The organism is Streptomyces sp. JLBJ103 (assembly GCF_058215575.1).
In genome coordinates this window covers 6,965,065-6,983,100 of the sequence record NZ_CM177089.1, presented here as the reverse complement: position 1 = coordinate 6,983,100, position 18,036 = coordinate 6,965,065, and the positions used below count along the sequence as shown (strand labels likewise).

Genomic DNA, 18,036 nt, shown 5'->3' with positions numbered 1-18,036 from the left:
TTCTCCGACTTCCTCACCATCCTCCGGTCGATCCGCGACGGGCTGCTGACCCCGGGCCGGACACTGTGGTGCTCACCGGACACTGCGAGGCCACAAACCATTGGCGATGTTCGGCGGCGTCGGTGTTCCGGTCGGCAGCCTGTTCCACGAGTTCTTCAACGCTCAGCACGCCCCGGAGGTGGAGCGCCGACTGCGTCAGGTCGTCGACGGGAATGCCGCCCTGTCCGGCTTGGAGATTCCCGTCGTTCCTGCGATCGGGTTCTCCGGCAATCCGTGCATGCTGTCCCTCACGGCCGCACGGCTGGAGGTCGAGGACGGGCAAACGATCGGGCTGGTGGTGGATCTCAGGGACGTCTCCGAACAGCACCGCTCGCGGCACCGCCTGGAACTGCTCCACAGGGCGGCAGACCAGATCGGCACATCGCTGGACGTCGACCGAACCACACGGGACCTCGCGGACCTGCTGGTCCCCTCGCTCGGCGATCTCGCCCACGTGTTCTTGGCCGAATCCGTTCTCGTCGGAGACGAGCCCCCGGAGTTGGCCGCCGGGGTGGGAAGGCATCACTTGCAGTGCGCTGCGGTGCGGTCCCTGGGTCCCTGGCCCGGCGGCATGATTTCGCCAGGAGAGCAGCTTCCTTCACTCCCCGACCGGCGGAGTACTCTCAACGTGCTTCGCGCAACGCCGTAGTGACCACCCCTCGCGAACTCGCGCACATCTACGGTGCGCACTCTCCACTCGTCACGCAGCTGATCCCGCCCGATGGGCATTCGGCAGTGGTCGCTCCGTTGTTCGCCCGCGGGCTGGCTCTGGGGAGTGTGGTGGTCTGGCGAGTGCAGAACGACTCCCCGTTCGACGAAAGAGACTCCCAGCTCCTGCTCGAGATCGCGTCCCGGGCAGCACTGAGTGTCGACAACGCCCGGCGCTTCACCAGAGAGCACCGCGCCGCCGTCACCCTGCAGCGCAGTCTGCTTCCGCTTTCCTCGGCCCACATCACAGCCGCGCAGACGGCCGGCGTCTACCGGCCTGCCAGTAGCGCAGCCGGCGTAGTCGGTGACTGGTTCGATGTCGTCGCCCTGTCCTCGCTGCGGGTGGCCTTCGTCGTAGGAGACGTCGTCGGGCACGGCTTGCACGCCGCGGCAACAATGGGAAGACTGCGCGCTGCCATTCGGACCATTGCCTCCTTGGACCTCCCACCTGATGAGGTCCTCATGCAGCTCGACGACCTGGTCGAGGAGCTCGCCACCGACGCCGAGGGCAGCGACAACGGTTCCGACAGCACCGGAGCGACGTGCCTGTACGCCCTCTACGATCCCGTAACCTGCCGCTGCGCGATCGCGAGCGCCGGCCACCCGCCCCCTGCGCTGGTAAGCGCCAAGGCACAACTGACTTCATCGAGCTGGCCCCCGGTCCCCCACTCGGTGTCGGCGGCATGCCCTTCGAAGTGACCGAGATCGACATTGAGCCCGCCAGCATCCTCGCCCTGTACACCGACGGATTGGTCGAGCAGCCACACATCAGCCTGGGCATGGAACGGCTCAAGTCCGCACTCACCCGAGCGTGCCGATCAGGATGCAACCTGCGGGAAGAGGGCGACCGGCTGCTCACACAACTGTGTGGCTCAACTACCCGTGATGATGCGGCACTGCTGCTGGCGCGCACTCATTGCGTGCTCGGCGAGAACACGAGGTCTTGGGAATTTCCGCGCGACCCCGAGATCGTCGCGCAGGCGCGCAACCTCACCTCGAGGCAGTCACCTGATACACCAGTGAGACGATCACCAGGCATGACCCCAGCGTGCCCACGAGGCCACCAGATCCCCGATGAGCTGCAGCGACGCTCAGTTCCCGGAATCCGGAATCCGGAATGAGCGTGCCTCCCCCTCGATGCGTTCACAGACTCACAGGGTGCGCCGGACGCCCGCCTGACGTTCGAGGTTGCGCAGTTGCACGGCCAGGTCCCCTTCCACTGCGTCGTACGCCGGGCCCCGACGTCCGACGGGTAGGACCTCCTCGCCCCTCATGTCCTCCAGCATGAGCGCGAACGCGGCATACATGGCCACACCCGCGAGGAGCAGTCCGAGGGCCCCGGACACGTAGCCGAGCCAGGCGACACCGGTGAAGTTGAAGAGCGCCGCGACCGCGAAACGCGGCACGGCCACGCACAGCACGAACCACATCACGCGCTTGCGGTGCGCGACGGTCGCCATCAGCAGGGCGAAGACGGCGAACACGAGGTTGAGCAAGCCGAGCACCTTGATGCCTGACGGCGGTTCGAGGCCCAGCACCAGGGAGTTCGCCAGCCAGGTTCCGGAGAAACACGCCATGAGCGTCGCAGCGAGCACGTCCCTCGCACCGAACGCCAGGATGCTGACGATCAGTTGCAGGATGAAGGCGGGCAGGATCGTCAGGGCGACCGCCCGATGGGCGCCGTCACCGAAGAAGCCCAGTTGCAGCCCTCCGGCGATGACGGAGGCGATTGCCACCGCGAAGAAGCCGACCGGCATCGGGGAAGCGATGGGGCGGAGATTGATGCGGGTCATCGCACGCAGGTCCGGTTCGAAGTGCCGGCCCGTCGGCTCGGCCCGCTCCGGGGATGATTCGGGACTGGTGCTCATGGTGAACTCTCCTGTGAGCCGTGCTTGCAAGGGGACAGAGGGGCGAGCCGGGTCCTGGGGTAGGCCTTGGCGTTGGGTACAAGCAGTTGAGCGCCTTGCTTCCTCGGGGACAACCGCAGCGTAGGAGCGTGCGGCGGTACCGGTTTTTCCGTCAACGCACGATGTGTTGACCCTGGGAGCACGCCCCGTGGGAGACGATCGTGATCGTCATGCCGTGAGGGAGGCAGTCCCCATTCGGCTGCACAGGGCGTGTTCTGCCGACGCTTGCAGTGACCCAGTGGACAGGTGAATGATCGGGCAATCCCGGGAGGCGATGAGCCTCTCTTGAAGCCGTTTACCAGGTGCTATTGACCGACGGGAATGCGATTGAGCGCTCAGTCGAAGTGCAGATTGGAGAGCTGCTTCTCGAACGAGGTGATGTCGTCTTCGGGTCCGGGATCGGCTGCCCTGGCGGCCAGGAGCGTGGCCAGCTCCCCGCCTGCCCGGCGTATGCGTGCGGGCAGGCCCTGCGTGTATGCGTCGCCGCCGGAGCCCCAGTCCTCGGACGCGGCGTAGACCGCCGTGGGGACGACGACGGCGCGCAGGTAGGTGAACAGCGGGCGCAGGGCGTGTTCCAGGACCAGCGAGTGGCGGGCCGTGCCCCCCGTTGCTGCGATCAGGACCGGCTTGCCGGTGAGGGCCTCCGGATCGATCAGGTCGAAGAAGGACTTGAACAGCCCGCTGTACGAGGCGGTGAACACCGGAGTCACGGCGACCAGGCCGTCGGCGCCCGTGACCGATTCGATCACGGTGGCCAGCTGTGGCTGGGGGAATCCGGTCACGAGGTTGTTGGCGACGGCGACGGCCAGGGCCCGCAGCTCGATGACGTCGACCTCCACCGTGTGGCCCCGGTCGGCGAGGTCATCGCGGACCGTATCGGTGAGCCGGTCGGCGAGCAGCCGCGTGGAGGACGGGACGCTCAGCCCCGCCGAGACGGCGACGAGCTTCATGGGGCGGTCACCTTCTCCGGTTCCGAGGCGGCGGCGAGCAGGGACTCGTGGGTGGGCCCGTCCGGCACCCCGGCCGCGCGCCCCTTGGCGAACTCCTCGCGCAGCACGGGCACGACCTCCTCGCCGAGCATGTCGATCTGCTCCAGGACGGTCTTCAGCGGCAGTCCGGCGTGGTCCATCAGGAACAACTGGCGCTGGTAGTTGCCCGCGTACTCCCGGAAGGACAGCGTCTTCTCGATCACCTGCTGGGGGGAGCCGACGGTCAGTGGCGTCTGATCGATGAAGTCCTCGAGGGACGGCCCGTGCCCGTACACGGGCGCGTTGTCGAAGTACGGCCGGAACTCGCGCACCGCGTCCTGGGAGTTCTTCCGCATGAACACCTGCCCTCCCAGACCGACGATCGCCTGCTCGGGCGTGCCGTGCCCGTGGTGCGCGTACCGGGTGCGGTAGAGCTCGACCATGCGCTTGGTGTGGTCGGCCGGCCAGAAAATATTGTTGTGGAAGAAGCCGTCGCCGTAGTAAGCGGCCTGTTCGGCGATCTCCGGCGAGCGGATCGAGCCGTGCCAGACGAACGGCGGGACCCCGTCCAGCGGCCGAGGGGTGGAAGTGAAGCCCTGCAACGGGGTCCGGAACTTCCCCTCCCAGTTCACGACGTCCTCGCGCCACAGCCGGTGCAGCAGCGCATAGTTCTCAATCGCCAGGTTGATGCCTTGCCGGATGTCCTGCCCGAACCAGGGGTAAACCGGGCCGGTGTTGCCCCGCCCCATCATCACGTCGACCCGGCCGTCCGCGAGGTGCTGGAGCATTGCGAAGTCCTCGGCGATCTTCACCGGGTCGTTGGTGGTGATGAGGGTGGTGGAGGTGGAGAGGACTAGCTTCTCCGTCCGCGCCGCGATGTAGCCGAGCATCGTGGTCGGCGAGGAGGGCACGAAGGGCGGGTTGTGGTGCTCGCCGGTCGCGAAGACGTCGAGGGCGACCTCCTCGGCCTTCAGCGCGATGGCGACCATGGCCTTGATGCGCTCGCGTTCGGTCGGCGTACGGCCCGTGGTGGGGTCCGGTGTGACGTCGCCGACGCTGAAGATCCCGAACTGCAAGGTTCCTCCAGTTGTCAGATGATTGAGTGCTTCTCGAACGGTAGGAGTCCACCGCATGGCTGGGATGACTGTGCGTGCATGGGAAGTGGTCCCACAGCGTTCTCTTCTCCTGCCCTGGTCATCGGAGCGGAGGTTCCGCATCGCATGCCGCGCCGTGCGACAAGCGAAGGCAGCGCTCGCCGAGGGGATTGGCTCTCTCGCGGCGCGTCAAGGCCGTGCCATGGCAGTTGGTGTGGACTCGTCGGCGGCCCGTTGGCCGACCGCGTCGCAGCAGCGGTCCGCGCCCTGCTCGCGTGCAACTCCGCCAGCTCGGAACAGGCACGTAGCCGGGCATGACGTTCGACGCTGCGACTGCCCGGATGGCCGAGAGGCGCCCGGTCGCCGTCAGGTGATGATGTGCCGCAGCAGCGCGGCGACCGCCGGGGGCGCCTCGCCGGGAGTCTGCCATTCTTCACGCGCGGACCAGCGGGGTGTCGACGAGATGCTCGGCCAGGAACCACGCCTGCCGTTCACCGGTCCGGATCACCTGTGACACCAGCAGGTCGATGGTGCCGTCGTCACCCCACTCGGCGGTTCGGGCGGCGGCGTCGTGCGCGGCGATGAGGATGGCCTCATGGGCCTCCAGCAGCCGTGACAGCATGGCCGGCACCTCCTCCACCCCGTCCGGGGGCCGCGGAATCGACGTGATCTCCGCGACGTGCCGGGGGTCCCCCACCGCGACGCCGCCCAGGGACTGGACGCGTTCGGCGATGGTGTCGACGATTTCGAGCTGCTCCCCCGCGTGCTTGTCCAGTACCAGGTGCAGCTGATAAAAGGTCGCGCCGCGCATCAGCCAGTGATGCTTCTTGTAGAGGCCGTAGAGGATCTGCGTGTCCGCGAGGACCTTGTTCAGGCGCTGGCATGAGTACATCCGTGCCTCGTAGGTCAGGCCGACCGGGAACTGCTTGACGGTCCCGAACTCCTGGATCACCTCGCCCTTCTGGTGCAGCCATGGCTGGCTGCTTTTCACGGGCTTGGAACTAGTGATCATGGTCCGCCTCCTTGTGGTGCCGTGTTGTGCGTACCCCGATGACGCTAGGTGCCCGGTCGGGGGACGGCTTGACCGGCAGCGCATGCGGTGGTGCCCGCCAGCGCACTGGGCCCGGTGCCCATGCCCGGCGTTCGCTCTCGGGCAAGCCTCCGTGCGCTGGCGGACTCGGGCCATCGTCCGGTCGCTCTAGCCTCGGCGGGACAGTCCATGCCCGGAGAGCCGGCGGAACGAGGAGAGGCATGAGCACGAACGAGCAGGCGGATGTGGTGGTTGTCGGGCTGGGGCCGGGCGGCGAGTACATCGCCGGCACGCTGGCCGAAGCGGGACTGGACGTGGTGGGGGTCGAGGCGGAACTCGTTGGAGGGGAGTGTCCGTACTGGGGGTGCGTGCCGAGCAAGATGATGATCCGGGCGGGGAACCTGCTCGCCGAGGCGGGCCGTGTGCCCACCCTCGCAGGCGACGCGGTCGCGACTCCGGACTGGGGCAGGGTTGCCGGGCGTATCCGCGGCGAGGCCACCGACGACTGGAACGACCAGATGGCCGCCGACCGGCTCGCGGCCAAGGGCGGTCGGCTCATCCGGGGGAGAGGACGCCTCGCCGGGCCGCGCCGGGTGACAGTCGGTGACCGCACGTTCGAGGCCCGGCGAGGTGTCGTGCTGGCCACTGGTACCCGGCCCCGGATCCCCCCGGTGCCGGGTTTGGAAGGAACGCCATACTGGACCAATAGGGATGCCATGGCTGCCAAGGAGCTGCCGGCGTCGATGGTGGTGCTCGGCGGGGGTGCCATCGGCGTCGAACTCGCCCAGGTCTTCGCCCGTTTCACGTGCGCGGTCACCGTGATCGAGGGACAGGACCGGCTGCTGGCGCAGGAGGAGCCGGAGGCAGGGGAGTTGGCCGCGCAGGTTCTGCGCGCGGACGGTGTCACCGTTCTCACCGGTGCCCGGGCGCGGCAGGTCAGCCATGACGGCACCGAGTTCACGGTCCGCCTTGCGGGCGATGAGCAGATGCTGAGTGCTGAGCGGCTCCTGGTCGCCACCGGACGCCACGCCGACCTGACCTCGCTGGCGGTCGACACGGTGGGGCTCGATCCGACGGCGGGAGTCGTGCCCACGGACGGGCAGATGCGGGCCGGGGAGGGGCTGTGGGCGGTCGGCGACATCACCGGCCGTGGCGCCTTCACCCACGTGTCGATGTATCAGGCGGAGATCACCGTTCGGGACATCCTCGGGCAGCCCGGTCCCGATGCCGACTACCGGGCGCTGCCCCGCGTCACGTTCACCGATCCGGAGATCGGGTCCGTAGGGTTGACGGAGCGTCAGGCGCGAGAACGGGGCCTGCGGGTGCGCACCAGCATGGTGACCATCCCTTCCTCCACGCGCGGCTGGATCCATGGGCTGGGCAACCAAGGGTTCATCAAACTCGTCGAGGACGCCGACCGCGGCGTGCTGATCGGCGCGACCTCGGCGGGGCCGGCGGGAGGCGAGGTGCTCTACGGGCTGAACGTGGCCATCCATGCCGAGGTCCCCGTCGACCGGCTTCAGCACATGATCTACACCTATCCCACCTTCCACCGGACGATCGAGGCGGCCCTGGGAGCCCTCCGCTGAGCCGCGTCCCGATCACGAGCACGGACCCGGCCGTCCGGCGGTGGCGCAGCATGGTGGGCCGCGACCCCGGCGAGCCGCACCGGGCCGCCACCTCGCTGGAGCTCTTCTTCGACCTGTGCTTCGTGATCGCGGTGGCGCAGGCGTCCGGGAGTCTGCGCGGGGCGCTGACAGACGGGAACTACGCCACCGGATCGCTGCGCTTCGCGCTGGTCTTCTTCACCATCTGGTGGGCGTGGATGAACTTCACCTGGTTCGCCTCCGCCTACGACCCGGATGACGTCCCGTACCGGCTGACGGTGTTCGCTCAGATCACGGGCTCGCTCGTGCTCGCCGCCGGCGTTCATCGCGCGTTCGAGGACGGCGATCTGCGCGTCATCACGCTCGGATACGTCGTGCTGCGTACGGCGTTGGCCGGGCTGTGGCTGCGCGCCGCCCTTTCCGATCCCGCCCGGCGGAGAACCACGCTGCGTTTCGCCACCGGGGTTATGGTGTGCCAACTCGGATGGGTTGGGCTGCTCTTCCTCCCCGCTTCCCTGCGGCTGCCCGGCATCGTGGTGATGATCGTCGCCGAGCTCTCAGTCCCTGTGTGGGCGCAGTCCGCTGGGATGACGCCATGGCATCCGCGCCACATCGCGGAGCGCTACGAGTTGTTCACCCTTATCGTGCTCGGTGAGTCCGCCGCGGCCGCCACCGTCGCCGTCCGGAACGCCTTCGACCGGCACCATGCCACCGGTTCGCTCTACGCGGTAGCGGCCGGCGGCCTGCTCATGGCCTACGCCATGTGGTGGCTGTACTTCGCCAGGCCCGCGCACACCCTGCTCGCGACCACGCACCAGGCCCATCGCAGGAGGTTCCCCTGGGCCTACGGCCACTACCTGATCTTCGCCTCGGCAACCGCCGAAGGAGCCGGCCTGGCCGCGTACGCCGATCACGTCACACGTCACTCCGGCGCCTCGTCGCCGGCCGCCGGTGCGGCGGTCTCCGTCCCGGCGGCCGTCTTCCTGATCACGCTGTGGGCCGTGCACCTCCGACCCCACCAAAGGAGCGCGGCCGAGCGGATTCCGTACCCCGTCGCCGCGGTGGGCATCCTGCTGGCTGCCTGGTCCCCGGCGCCTGCCCTGGCCGCTGGTGCGCTGCTGGCGGTCCTGGTCGCGGTGGTCACGGTGCAGCGCCGGTGAAGAGGCCCGCCCGGGACGGACAATCCGCCGGACGACCCCGTACGGGGAGTTCGTTCGCGCGGCTGTTCACGCTTCCGCTCGACGCTCGTCAGCTCGTCGCGCGTACCGCGTCGAGGATCAGATCGGCGACCTCCTTGGGCTGGGACACGGCCACAGCGCGCGAGGCGCCCGCAAGCTCGACGACCGTCGCCCCGGCCCGCTTGGCACCGAAGCGCTGGACCTCGGGGTTGATCGCCTCATCGGCGCCGGCCACGAGCGCCCAGGAGGGCTTGGCCTTCCAAGCGACCGCCGAGGCCGACTCCGTGAACGCCGCGGCGGCCAGCGGACGCTGCGCCACCGCCAGGACCTTGGTGACGGCGGCCGGGACGTCGGCGGCGAAGACGGCCGGGAACACCTCGGCCCTGATGGTGACCTCGACCCCGGGCTCCGCTTCCTCGACGGCGGGGTACGTCGCCTGCCTCAGGTTGCTGACGAGCGGAGAGCCGGGGAAGCGCCCTTGCAACTCGCGGCGGCCTTCGCCCTCTTCGAGGACGTAGGCTGCTACGTAGACCAGCCCGACGACGTTCTCAGTGGTGCCCGCCACGGTGATGAGCGCAACGCTGTAGGAATGGCCGACCACCGCGACGTTGTCGGCTGCGTCGGAGCGCGGTGTCAGCCGGCGTGGAGCACGGTGCGCAGGGTGCCGGTGGCCAGCGTGATGGCGGCCTCGGCGGCGTGCGTGCCGCGCAGAGAGTTGAGCATCACGAAGTCGTGGATGATGCCCTGGAAACGCACGGCGGTGACCGGGACGCCGGCCTCGCGCAGCTTGTTGGCGTACGCCTCGCCCTCGTCCCGCAGCACGTCGGCCTCGCCGGTGACGACCAGGGCCGGCGGCAGATCCCGCAGCTGCTCAGTGGTGGCCCGCAGTGGGGAGGCGGTGATCTGGGCGCGCTCGGCCTCGTCGGTCGTGTACTGGTCCCAGAACCACTGCATGCCGTCGCGCCGCAGGAAGTAGCCGGTGGCGAATTGGTGGTAGGAGCCGGTGTCGAAGCTCGCGTCGGTGACCGGGTAGAACAGCACCTGCTGCACCAGTGGGACGTCGCCGCGCTCCTTGGCCATCAGCGTCAGCGCGGCGGCCATGTTCCCGCCGACGGAGTCACCGGCCACCGCCAGCCGTGAGCCGTCCAGGTCCTTGGACGCGCCCTGCTCCACGACCCACCGGGCCACCGCGTAGTTCTGCTCGATGGCGACCGGATAACGGACCTCGGGAGAGAGGTCGTACTCCGGGAACACCACGGCGGCGTTCGCGCCGACGGCGAGTTCGCGCACCAGGCGGTCGTGGGTGTGAGCGTTGCCGAACACCCAGCCCGCGCCGTGGATGTAGAGAACAACTGGAAGGGCGCCCTCGGCGCCGGCGGGCTTGACGATGCGTGCCCGGACGCTGCCGGTCGGGCCGCCCGAGATGATCACCCACTCCTCGTCGATCTGCGGCTTGGCGATCTCGCCGGACTGCACCTCGTCGACCGCCTTGCGGCCCTCGGCGGGCGGCAGGTCGAAGAGGTAGGGCGGGTTGGCGGTGGCCTCGGCGAACGCGGCTGCCGCCGGCTCCAGGACCGGCTGGACCGGCTCGATGGCGTCGGACATGTGATTCTCCCGAGTTTCATGTGCTGCGCTCGTCTCTCCGGCGAGGGAAGGCGACTCCGGGCCGGACGCAGCGATCTGCGGAGTCGTCGATCACCACGCTAAACCGCGCGGGCGACGGAAATTGCCCACCAGCGCACCGGCGCTGGCCCCGCAGTGCACGGAAAGGGAGGCAGTGCACTGTCGGAACATATCCAGTGCACTGCCGGGATACACAGCTGCTTCCGCTCGAAATAGCCTGGCGGCGAAGCAGTCGCGGGTCGCCGGGGTTTGGGTCTGTGCATCACACAAAAGCCCACTCGAAATTAAGTTGGATTGAGTGCCGGAGCGCAGCGCATACCCCGCCTCTCTCCCGCGGGCCACGGTCGACGCAGAAGGAAGTCGATCCAGATCGAACTCGACGCTGTTCACGCCGAAGGAGGTTGCCGAAAGGTGTCCACCATGCCGGTCGGTGGGCTGGTTCCCAGCTCCACCGACAACGCCGCGGACCTCGTGGTCCGCAACGCGAAAATCCATACCGGAGACCCGGGCCGCCCGCAGGCCGAGGCGATCGCCATCCGCGACGGTGTCATCACCGTCGTCGGTGACGACAAGGACGTGGCCCCTCACGTCGGCCCGGCCACGAAGGTGGTCGACGCCCTCGGCCGCCGGATGGTCCCCGGCCTCAACGACTCCCATCTGCACGTCATCCGGGGCGGGCTCAACTACGTACTGGAACTGCGCTGGGACGGCGTCCCCACACTGCGTCAGGGCCTGGCGATGCTGCGCGAGCAGGCCGCCCGAACGCCGAAAGGGCAGTGGGTACGGGTGGTCGGTGGTTGGTCGGCCGAGCAGTTCGCCGAACGGCGGCTGCCGACCGTCGCCGAACTGAACGCCGCCGCGCCGGACACCCCGGTCTTCGTGCTGCACCTGTACCAGTCGGCCATCCTCAACCGGGCGGCGCTCAAGGCCGCCGGATTCACCAGGGACACCCCCGACCCCAAGGGTGGCCAGATCGTTCGGGGCCGGGACGGTGAGCCCACGGGCATGCTGCTGGCCGCCCCCAGCGCCCTGATCCTCTACTCGACGCTGGCCAAGGCCCCCGTACTGGAGGGTCAGGACAAGAAGACCTCGACCCGTCACTTCCTTCGGGAACTGAACAGGTTCGGACTCACCTCGGCGATCGACGCGGCCGGGGGATTCCAGAACTTCCCCGACAACTACAGCACGGTCGTCGAACTGGCCAAGGCCGGCCAACTTTCGCTGCGTATCGCCTATCACCTCTTCCCACAGACAGCGGGCCAGGAAATCGACGACCTGGCCCGCTGGATCGAAATGGCCCGTCCCGAGGACGGAGACGAATGGCTGCGACTCAACGGCGCCGGCGAGAATCTCACCTGGGCGGCAGCGGATTTCGAGAATTTCGCCGAGCCGCGCCCGGAACTCGCCGACTACGAAGCGGAATTCGAGAAGGCGGTACGTCTCCTCATGGAGAACGGCTGGGGATTCCGGCTGCATGCCACCTATGACGAGACCATCCGCCGCGATCTCGGCGTATTCGAGAAGCTGGCCGCGGAAGGACTCTTCCCGGCCGGGAACCGGTGGTTGTTCGACCATGCGGAGACGGTCTCCGCGGACAGCCTCGACCGCATAGCCGCCCTCGGCGGCGCCATGTCCGTGCAGAACCGGCTGTCCTTCCAGGGCGAGGCGTTCGTACGCCGCTACGGCCCCGGTGCCGCCGCAGACGCCCCTCCCATCCGGGCCATGCTGGAGCGCGGCCTGACCGTCGGTGCCGGCACCGACGCCACCCGGGTCTCCACCTACAACCCGTGGGTCGCCCTGCACTGGCTGGTCACCGGCCGCACCGTCGGAGACCTGGCCGTCCGCCCGCCGCAGAACCGCGTCGACCGGCGCACGGCGCTCGCGATGTTCACCGAGGCGGGTGCCGCGCTGACCGGCGAGCAGAGCGTCAAGGGAGTTCTGCGCCCGGGCTTTCTCGGCGACCTCGCGGTCCTGTCCGATGACTACTTCACCGTCCCTGAGCCGGACATCGCGCATATTGAGTCCCAACTGACGGTCGTCGGCGGCCGGATCGTCTACGCCGCCGCCGAGTACGAGGGCCTTGACGAGGAACTGCCGCCGATCAGTCCCGAGTGGAGCCCGGTGGCGCATTTCGGCGGCTACCAGGCCACGCCCGGCACCGGCCTTTCGGGTGCCCGCCAGGCCGAGTTGCTCGGCCAGGCCGTCGCCGAGTCGGAACAGCACCGTCAGTGGCGCGCGCGACGCGGCCTCGCCCCCGAATCCGCGAGCACGTTCTTCGACCCCTGCTTCTCCCTCTGATCTCCAGGGAGGGGCCCGGCCATGAGCCGCCCCTCCCTGGACACCCCTCGCGCCGTCCACCCGACGGCTGATTCCAACAGCGGACATCCGTCCGTGATCACAACACATATGGAAAGGCTCTCTCATGGTCAACGTCTCCGAGGTCACCGCGGCCCCCAGCCCCGACCTGCTGACCCCCGACAACTGCGCAGTGCTCTTTGTGGACCACCAGCCGCAGATGTTCTTCGGCACGGGCAGCGGCGACCGTACCGCGATCATCAACTCCACTGTGGGCCTGGCCAAGGCCGCGAAGGCGTTCGACGTCCCGGCCGTGCTGAGCACTGTGGCCGCCGAGTCCTTCTCCGGCCCGATCATGCCGCAGCTCGCGGACGTCTTCCCCGACAACAAGATCATCGACCGCACCACGATGAACGCATGGGAGGACCCCGCCTTCGTCGAGGCCGTCAAGGCCACCGGCCGCAAGAAGCTCGTCCTGGCCGGTCTGTGGACCGAGGTCTGCGTCGTACTGCCCGCCCTCTCGGCCCTCGCCCAGGGCTATGAGGTCTACGTGGTCACCGACGCCTCTGGCGGCGTCAGCCCGCAGGCCCACGAACACGCTGTCCAGCGCATGATCCAGGCCGGGGCCGTCCCGGTGACCTGGGTTCAGGTGCTGCTCGAGCTCCAGCGGGACTGGGCCCGAGGCGAGACCTACGGGGCCGTCATGGACGTGGTGAAGGAGCACGCCGGCGCCTACGGCCTCGGCGTCGTCTACGCGCAGGCCGTCATCGGCGCCCACGCCGCCGGCTGATCTCTTCACACGGTCATCGACGGAACGTCAGGAACAGGTAGGAACAGCATGGACTCCGGACTGTTGGTCCTCCGGCTGGTGGCGGGCCTTCTCATCGCCGGGCATGGAGTGCAGAAGGTCAGTTTCCGGCTGGGGGGCAACGGCCTGGCGGGCGGAACCGAGGAGTTCCGGCATGACGGTTTCCGCGGCGGCCGGCTCACCGCGCTCGCCGCGGGCGGCACCCAGATCGGCGCCGGTCTGTTCCTGGCGGCCGGCCTGCTCACGCCCGCGGCGGCGATGGCCGCGATGGGGGTGATGACGGTCGCGAGCACCGTCAAGTGGCGCAACGGGCTGTGGGTCCAGAACGACGGTTACGAGTATCCGTTGGTCCTCGTCGTCGTCTCCGCGGTGCTGGCGCTGACCGGTCCCGGCCACTGGTCGGCCGACCACGCCCTCGGGCTGACCCCCTGGCCGCTGTGGGTCTCCGTTGCGGCCATCGTGCTCGGCCCGGCCAGCGGACTGCTCACCCGAGTGGTACTGCACCGCCCGCCCGCTCCTGGCGGGAGGACTGCCTGTGCACAAGCCACTGACTGACACGGCCCGTACCGTGGCCCCGTCCAGGGGAGACCGGCACGGCCCTCTGCCGCCGCTCATGCTGACGCTGACAGTGGTGACCGGCCTGGTCGACGCTGTGAGCTATCTGTCGCTGGGGCACGTCTTCGTCGCCAACATGACCGGCAACGTCGTCTTCCTCGGGTTCGCCCTGGCAGGCGCCGACGGGCTGTCCGCGCCTGCCTCGGTCGTATCGATGGTCGCGTTCCTCGCCGGTGCGCTGGCGGGAGGGCGGCTCGGCACCCGGTTCGCGGCACACCGCGGGCGGCTGCTGACCATTGCCACGGCGCTCGAGGCGGTGCTCGTCGCCGGGGCGGTCATCGCGGTCGCGGCCTCGCACGGAAGGGTGACCACCACGGTCCAGTACGCCCTGATCGTGCTCCTCGGCCTCGCCATGGGTCTGCAGAACGCGGTCGCCCGGCGCCTCGGGGTCCCGGACCTGACCACGACCGTACTGACTCTGACCCTGACGGGACTGGCCGCGGACTCCACCCCGGCCGGTGGATCGGCCCCGCGGCCCGGACGGCGGATCCTGTCCGTGCTGGCCATGTTCCTCGGAGCCCTCGTCGGTGCGGCGCTGCTGCCGCACGCCGAGCTGTCCCTCACCCTGGGCCTGGCGCTGGTGTTGCTCGCGGTGACCTCCGTAGTCACCCATCGCCTCTCGGCATCCGACGCCGCCTGGATCAGGCCGCAGTCCTGAACGCGGCGTCGGCCCCTCATGCAGATCGCGGGTGAGGGGCCGACGCCTTCCCCTCACCGTGTTCCGCGCCGCCGAGCCGCCGAAAGGACCCGGGGTGAGCCCCACTGCGTTCGCTTGGACGCGGCCCGGCAGCGCAATGTGCGGGATGCAGTGCGACCGCAGTTCACTTCCGGACCGAAAGAAGTGCGTTGGTGAGCAATAGAGCTATGCCGGGGCGCCTTACGCCCTCCTGTGCGGGCCTGGTCGCGGAATACCGTCGTGGAGTGCGCTCAGGGGCGACAGCTGGTGCGCTCTTGGCCAACCGGCTTCCGCCGACCGCCCGCCGAATGACCATCGACCATGCCTGCGCGGCACCTGAAGACACTGCCGGATGCAAGGTGCGCGCGTCCTCCTTCCGGTATGGACCAGCATGAGTGCCACACCACCACCCAAAGTTCCCCGCCCCGCGCCGGATTCGGCCTGGGCCCCGCTCGCGGCGCGCGTCTTCCGCGCGCTGTGGATCGCGCAACTGGTCTCCAACATCGGCAGCTGGATGCAGACCGTGGGTGCCCAGTGGCTGCTGATCGGGCACGACGCCGCCCTGGTGACGCTTGTCCAGACCGCCTCCAGCCTCCCCGTCGTGCTGCTGGCCCTGCCCTCGGGCGTGCTGGCTGACCGTTACGACCGCCGTAGGGTGCTGCTGGCCGCGCAGTTCGCCATGCTCGCCGTCTCCACCGTGCTGACCGTGCTGGCGTTCGCGGACGCGCTCACTCCCCAGCTGCTGCTCGGCCTCACCTTCCTGCTGGGATGTGGCACCGCTCTGATGGGTCCGGCCTGGCAGGCGATCCAGCCGGAGCTCCTGGAACGCCGCCAGTTGGGACAGGCGGCCGCGCTCGGCGCCGTGAACATGAACCTGGCCCGCGCCCTCGGCCCGGCACTCGGCGGAGCGGTGGTCGCGGCAGCGGGCGCAGGCTGGGTCTTCGCCTTCAACGCCGCGTCCTACCTCGGCATCGCAGCCGTTCTCACGCTCTGGAGGCGGCCCCCGACCCAGGCGCCCACGGCTCAGGGCGAGAAGCTCCTGACGGCTCTGCACGCCGGCCGCCGCTACGTGTGGTACGCGCCCGGCGTCCGTCGAGTCCTGCTGCGTACGGTGCTGTTCATCCCCGGCGGTGCTGCGCTGTGGTCGCTGCTGCCCCTGGTCGCGAGCCGCTCCCTGGGCCTGGGCTCGGGAGGGTACGGGCTGCTCCTCGGCGCGGTCGGAGTCGGTGCCGTGGGCGGGGCCTTCGTGCTGCCCGCCGTCCGCCGCGCCCTCGGCGCCAACGGCACTCTCGCCGCAGGAGCCGTCGTCTTCGCCGGAGTGCTGGCGGTGCTGGCCACGGCCCGGATCCCCTGGCTCGCGGTGGTCGTGCTGCTGCCGGCCGGGCTGGCCTGGATCGGCGTGCTGTCCACCCTCAACGCGGCCCTCCAGACACGGCTGCCCGGCTGGGTCAGGGCACGGGGACTCGCCGTCTATCTCCTGGTATTCCAAGGCGGGCAGGCGCTGGCGGCACCCGTGTGGGGTGCGCTGGCCGACGGGCTGGGGCTGACCGTCTCCCTCCTGGTCGGCAGCGGGCTGCTCCTGGCCGGCGCGGTGAGCGTGCGCCGCTGGCCGCTGCACGGCGCGGACGGCATCGATCCGACCCCGTCCGACCACTGGCCCGTTCCACCCCTGCTGTTCGAGCCCGGACCGGCCGACGGCCCCGTGCTGGTCTCCGTCGCCTACCGGGTCGGCCCCGGGAACAGGGCCGCCTTCATCGACTGCATGGACCACGTGGCCCGTTCCCGCCGGCGCACGGGAGCCCTCACCTGGGGGCTCTACCAGGACGGCACCGATCTGGAGCGGTTCATCGAGAACTACCTGGTCGCCTCGTGGTCGGAGCATCTGGCCCAGCACCACAGCCGACTCACGACCACCGACCGCCGTTACGAGGAGCGGGCACGCCGCCTGCTCGTAAAGGGCACCGCACCGGAGGTGACCCACGCCTTCGACGCCGCCGCGGGCCCCGTGGTGCCCGTGACGGAGGGGACGGCCGACGCGATGAGCACGTAGGGGCGCCGGCTCTCACCGGAGGACCGGGCGAGGACGGACGCGACCGCGTTGCGCCTCAGTCCTGCTCGCCCGTGAGCTCGGCGAGGGCACGGTCCCTGTCCATGTGACGGCTCTCCGTCCCGGGAGGCACGAGTGAGACCGTCCGCCTCAGGAACGCGTCGACCGCTGACCCCGCGATGTCGACCAGCGCGTGGCCGGCGGCGCCTCAACATTGGCTGCATGAGTGGATTTCCTGCGAATGAGCCTGAAACTCCGCCAGGGGGCGCCTTATTGAGGAATGCCCGGAATATGGTCCGAGAAAGAACGAACATCGCGTTCAGGCATCAAGGAGCCGCGTGGGTGACGGGGTGTACTGCGTCAAGCCTTGGGTGTCGCGCCATTCACGTGGGGAAATCCCGTAGGCGGCCCGGAACACCCGGCTGAAATGCGCGGCGCTGGTGAAACCCCATTGGTGCGCCACCGCGGCGATCGTGGCGCCATTCGCGTGGCGCGCCAGATCGCGTCGGCACTCCTCCAAGCGACGCCGCTGGATCCACCGGCCGACAGTGGCGTCTTCGCTCTCGAACAGCTTGTGCAGATAGCGCAGGGATATGCGGTGGGCTCGGGCGATGGCCTGCGGGGTCAGATCGGGGTCCGCGATGTGACGGTCGATGAACGCCTGGATCCGCAGCAGCAGTGCCCGGTGTCCGCCGGGCGTGTCCGCGCTCGTCCGGCCGAGCCGCTCGTCGGCCAGCACGCCAAGCAGCTCCACGAGATTACGAGCCATCAACTCGCTGGCGCGTGGCGGGTAGGTTCCCGCGCCGTCCACGAGCCCGGCCAGGAAGGGCGACAGCAGCCCGCCCAGGGGCGTGTCGGGGCCGAGCGGGGAGGCCGTGACGTGAGCCATGTCGGACTCGCGCAGCCCCAGAACGTCTCTCGGCAGGACAAGGGACTTCGTCCGGAAGGGCTGGGGAAGGTCCAGCCGACCGGGACGCGCCATGTCGTAGACGAAGACGTCCCCCGGCCCAAGGAGTGCCTCACGGCCGTCCTGCTCGATTCGGCCGACTCCTCTGTCCAGCAGTTTGACGACCACGTGGTCGTCTTCGCTGCCCTGCGCGACGTGTCGCCGGGTGCGCAGGGCGGACAGGCCGTCGCCGTCCACGGTGACGGCCTGGAGCCGGCCGAGCGGTGTCGTACGGATCGTGCCGGAACACACCTCGTCGGGGACGGTCATCTCCACAGCGCCGAACGTCCGGGACAGGGCTTCGCGCCAGTACGCCCGTCTGCGGTGGGCGGGCACCGAATCCGTGGTGTTGAGGGTGCCCGGGAGCTGCCCGGGCTCCAGGGTCGAGGAATTCGGCGACATGATCTCCGCCCTTCAGCTGGTGTGCTTTCTGAAACACCGTGCCAGTGGGCCTGGGGCAGCACATCGCGTGAATCCGCTAGATCAGGGATGCAG

General features: G+C 69.2%; 16 protein-coding genes and 1 pseudogene. 10 read left to right on the top strand and 7 right to left on the bottom strand.

The features are described from left to right. The first annotated feature begins 106 nt into the window (after positions 1-106). The 3 genes from AC4BEG_RS30575 to AC4BEG_RS30565 are packed head-to-tail and all read left to right on the top strand — an operon-like array spanning position 107 to position 1,868. Positions 107-688, top strand: coding sequence for a PAS domain-containing protein (locus AC4BEG_RS30575; protein ID WP_490702896.1), 582 nt, complete (start codon positions 107-109; stop codon positions 686-688). Further along, entirely contained in the window at positions 688-1,446 is a 759-nt protein-coding gene (locus AC4BEG_RS30570) for a PP2C family protein-serine/threonine phosphatase (protein WP_490702895.1), read from the top strand. The genes AC4BEG_RS30575 and AC4BEG_RS30570 overlap by 1 nt, the downstream gene beginning before the upstream one ends. Continuing rightward, positions 1,443-1,868, top strand: coding sequence for a SpoIIE family protein phosphatase (locus tag AC4BEG_RS30565; protein WP_490702894.1), 426 nt, complete (start codon positions 1,443-1,445; stop codon positions 1,866-1,868). The genes AC4BEG_RS30570 and AC4BEG_RS30565 overlap by 4 nt, the downstream gene beginning before the upstream one ends. A gap of 30 nt (positions 1,869-1,898) precedes the next feature. Here AC4BEG_RS30565 and AC4BEG_RS30560 read toward each other — a convergent pair whose 3' ends face one another. The 4 genes from AC4BEG_RS30560 to AC4BEG_RS30545 all read right to left on the bottom strand — a co-directional run bounded on the left by AC4BEG_RS30560 (position 1,899) and on the right by AC4BEG_RS30545 (position 5,728). Further along, entirely contained in the window at positions 1,899-2,615 is a 717-nt protein-coding gene (locus tag AC4BEG_RS30560) for an acetate uptake transporter family protein (protein ID WP_490702893.1), read from the bottom strand. A gap of 374 nt (positions 2,616-2,989) precedes the next feature. Next, positions 2,990-3,604: an FMN reductase gene (locus AC4BEG_RS30555; protein WP_490702892.1), complete on the bottom strand. Its 615-nt coding sequence runs from the start codon at positions 3,602-3,604 to the stop codon at positions 2,990-2,992. Then, positions 3,601-4,698, bottom strand: a complete 1,098-nt coding sequence (locus tag AC4BEG_RS30550) for an LLM class flavin-dependent oxidoreductase (protein ID WP_490702891.1) — start codon at positions 4,696-4,698, stop codon at positions 3,601-3,603. The genes AC4BEG_RS30555 and AC4BEG_RS30550 overlap by 4 nt, the downstream gene beginning before the upstream one ends. Before the next feature lie 451 nt (positions 4,699-5,149). Further along, positions 5,150-5,728, bottom strand: a complete 579-nt coding sequence (locus AC4BEG_RS30545; protein ID WP_490702890.1) for a Dps family protein — start codon at positions 5,726-5,728, stop codon at positions 5,150-5,152. Between the two features lie 239 nt (positions 5,729-5,967). On the opposite strand from AC4BEG_RS30545, the gene AC4BEG_RS30540 reads away from it, so the two are divergent. After that, complete coding sequence (locus AC4BEG_RS30540; RefSeq protein WP_490702889.1) at positions 5,968-7,335, top strand: dihydrolipoyl dehydrogenase family protein; 1,368 nt, start codon at positions 5,968-5,970, stop codon at positions 7,333-7,335. Between the two features lie 50 nt (positions 7,336-7,385). After that, positions 7,386-8,513 (top strand): low temperature requirement protein A, encoded by a 1,128-nt coding sequence (locus tag AC4BEG_RS30535; protein WP_490702888.1) that lies wholly within the window; start codon positions 7,386-7,388, stop codon positions 8,511-8,513. A gap of 88 nt (positions 8,514-8,601) precedes the next feature. On the opposite strand, the pseudogene AC4BEG_RS30530 reads toward AC4BEG_RS30535, so the two are convergent. Both AC4BEG_RS30530 and AC4BEG_RS30525 read right to left on the bottom strand, forming a co-directional pair. Next, a pseudogene (locus tag AC4BEG_RS30530) lies at positions 8,602-9,243 on the bottom strand (alpha/beta hydrolase); the annotation flags it as partial. Beyond that, entirely contained in the window at positions 9,165-10,136 is a 972-nt protein-coding gene (locus tag AC4BEG_RS30525; protein WP_490702887.1) for an alpha/beta hydrolase, read from the bottom strand. The gene AC4BEG_RS30525 and the pseudogene AC4BEG_RS30530, both read right to left, overlap by 79 nt. A gap of 429 nt (positions 10,137-10,565) precedes the next feature. On the opposite strand from AC4BEG_RS30525, the gene AC4BEG_RS30520 reads away from it, so the two are divergent. The 5 genes from AC4BEG_RS30520 (at position 10,566) to AC4BEG_RS30500 (ending at position 16,598) form a co-directional block, all read left to right on the top strand. Next, a complete protein-coding gene (locus tag AC4BEG_RS30520; RefSeq protein WP_490702886.1) occupies positions 10,566-12,452 on the top strand; it encodes an amidohydrolase in 1,887 nt (628 codons plus the stop codon). 124 nt (positions 12,453-12,576) lie between these two features. Continuing rightward, positions 12,577-13,239 (top strand): hydrolase, encoded by a 663-nt coding sequence (locus tag AC4BEG_RS30515; RefSeq protein ID WP_490702885.1) that lies wholly within the window; start codon positions 12,577-12,579, stop codon positions 13,237-13,239. A 48-nt stretch (positions 13,240-13,287) separates the two neighbouring features. Next, positions 13,288-13,812, top strand: a complete 525-nt coding sequence (locus tag AC4BEG_RS30510) for a DoxX family protein (RefSeq protein ID WP_490702884.1) — start codon at positions 13,288-13,290, stop codon at positions 13,810-13,812. Next, positions 13,793-14,530, top strand: a complete 738-nt coding sequence (locus tag AC4BEG_RS30505; protein WP_490702883.1) for a YoaK family protein — start codon at positions 13,793-13,795, stop codon at positions 14,528-14,530. Before AC4BEG_RS30510 ends, AC4BEG_RS30505 begins: the two co-directional genes overlap by 20 nt. A gap of 409 nt (positions 14,531-14,939) precedes the next feature. Continuing rightward, a complete protein-coding gene (locus tag AC4BEG_RS30500) occupies positions 14,940-16,598 on the top strand; it encodes an MFS transporter (RefSeq protein ID WP_490702882.1) in 1,659 nt (552 codons plus the stop codon). 316 nt (positions 16,599-16,914) lie between these two features. On the opposite strand, the gene AC4BEG_RS30495 is transcribed toward AC4BEG_RS30500, so the two are convergent. After that, positions 16,915-17,943 (bottom strand): AraC-like ligand-binding domain-containing protein, encoded by a 1,029-nt coding sequence (locus AC4BEG_RS30495; RefSeq protein WP_490702881.1) that lies wholly within the window; start codon positions 17,941-17,943, stop codon positions 16,915-16,917. Between the last annotated feature and the right edge of the window lie 93 nt (positions 17,944-18,036).

Coding starts and splice junctions, on each gene's coding strand:
- AC4BEG_RS30575 (WP_490702896.1), top strand. CDS start 107: ATGTTCGGCGGCGTCGGTGTTCCGGTCGGCAGCCTGTTCCACGAGTTC.
- AC4BEG_RS30560 (WP_490702893.1), bottom strand. CDS start 2,615: ATGAGCACCAGTCCCGAATCATCCCCGGAGCGGGCCGAGCCGACGGGC.
- AC4BEG_RS30555 (WP_490702892.1), bottom strand. CDS start 3,604: ATGAAGCTCGTCGCCGTCTCGGCGGGGCTGAGCGTCCCGTCCTCCACG.
- AC4BEG_RS30545 (WP_490702890.1), bottom strand. CDS start 5,728: ATGATCACTAGTTCCAAGCCCGTGAAAAGCAGCCAGCCATGGCTGCAC.
- AC4BEG_RS30540 (WP_490702889.1), top strand. CDS start 5,968: ATGAGCACGAACGAGCAGGCGGATGTGGTGGTTGTCGGGCTGGGGCCG.
- AC4BEG_RS30535 (WP_490702888.1), top strand. CDS start 7,386: ATGGTGGGCCGCGACCCCGGCGAGCCGCACCGGGCCGCCACCTCGCTG.
- AC4BEG_RS30525 (WP_490702887.1), bottom strand. CDS start 10,136: ATGTCCGACGCCATCGAGCCGGTCCAGCCGGTCCTGGAGCCGGCGGCA.
- AC4BEG_RS30515 (WP_490702885.1), top strand. CDS start 12,577: ATGGTCAACGTCTCCGAGGTCACCGCGGCCCCCAGCCCCGACCTGCTG.
- AC4BEG_RS30510 (WP_490702884.1), top strand. CDS start 13,288: ATGGACTCCGGACTGTTGGTCCTCCGGCTGGTGGCGGGCCTTCTCATC.
- AC4BEG_RS30500 (WP_490702882.1), top strand. CDS start 14,940: ATGAGTGCCACACCACCACCCAAAGTTCCCCGCCCCGCGCCGGATTCG.
- AC4BEG_RS30495 (WP_490702881.1), bottom strand. CDS start 17,943: ATGTCGCCGAATTCCTCGACCCTGGAGCCCGGGCAGCTCCCGGGCACC.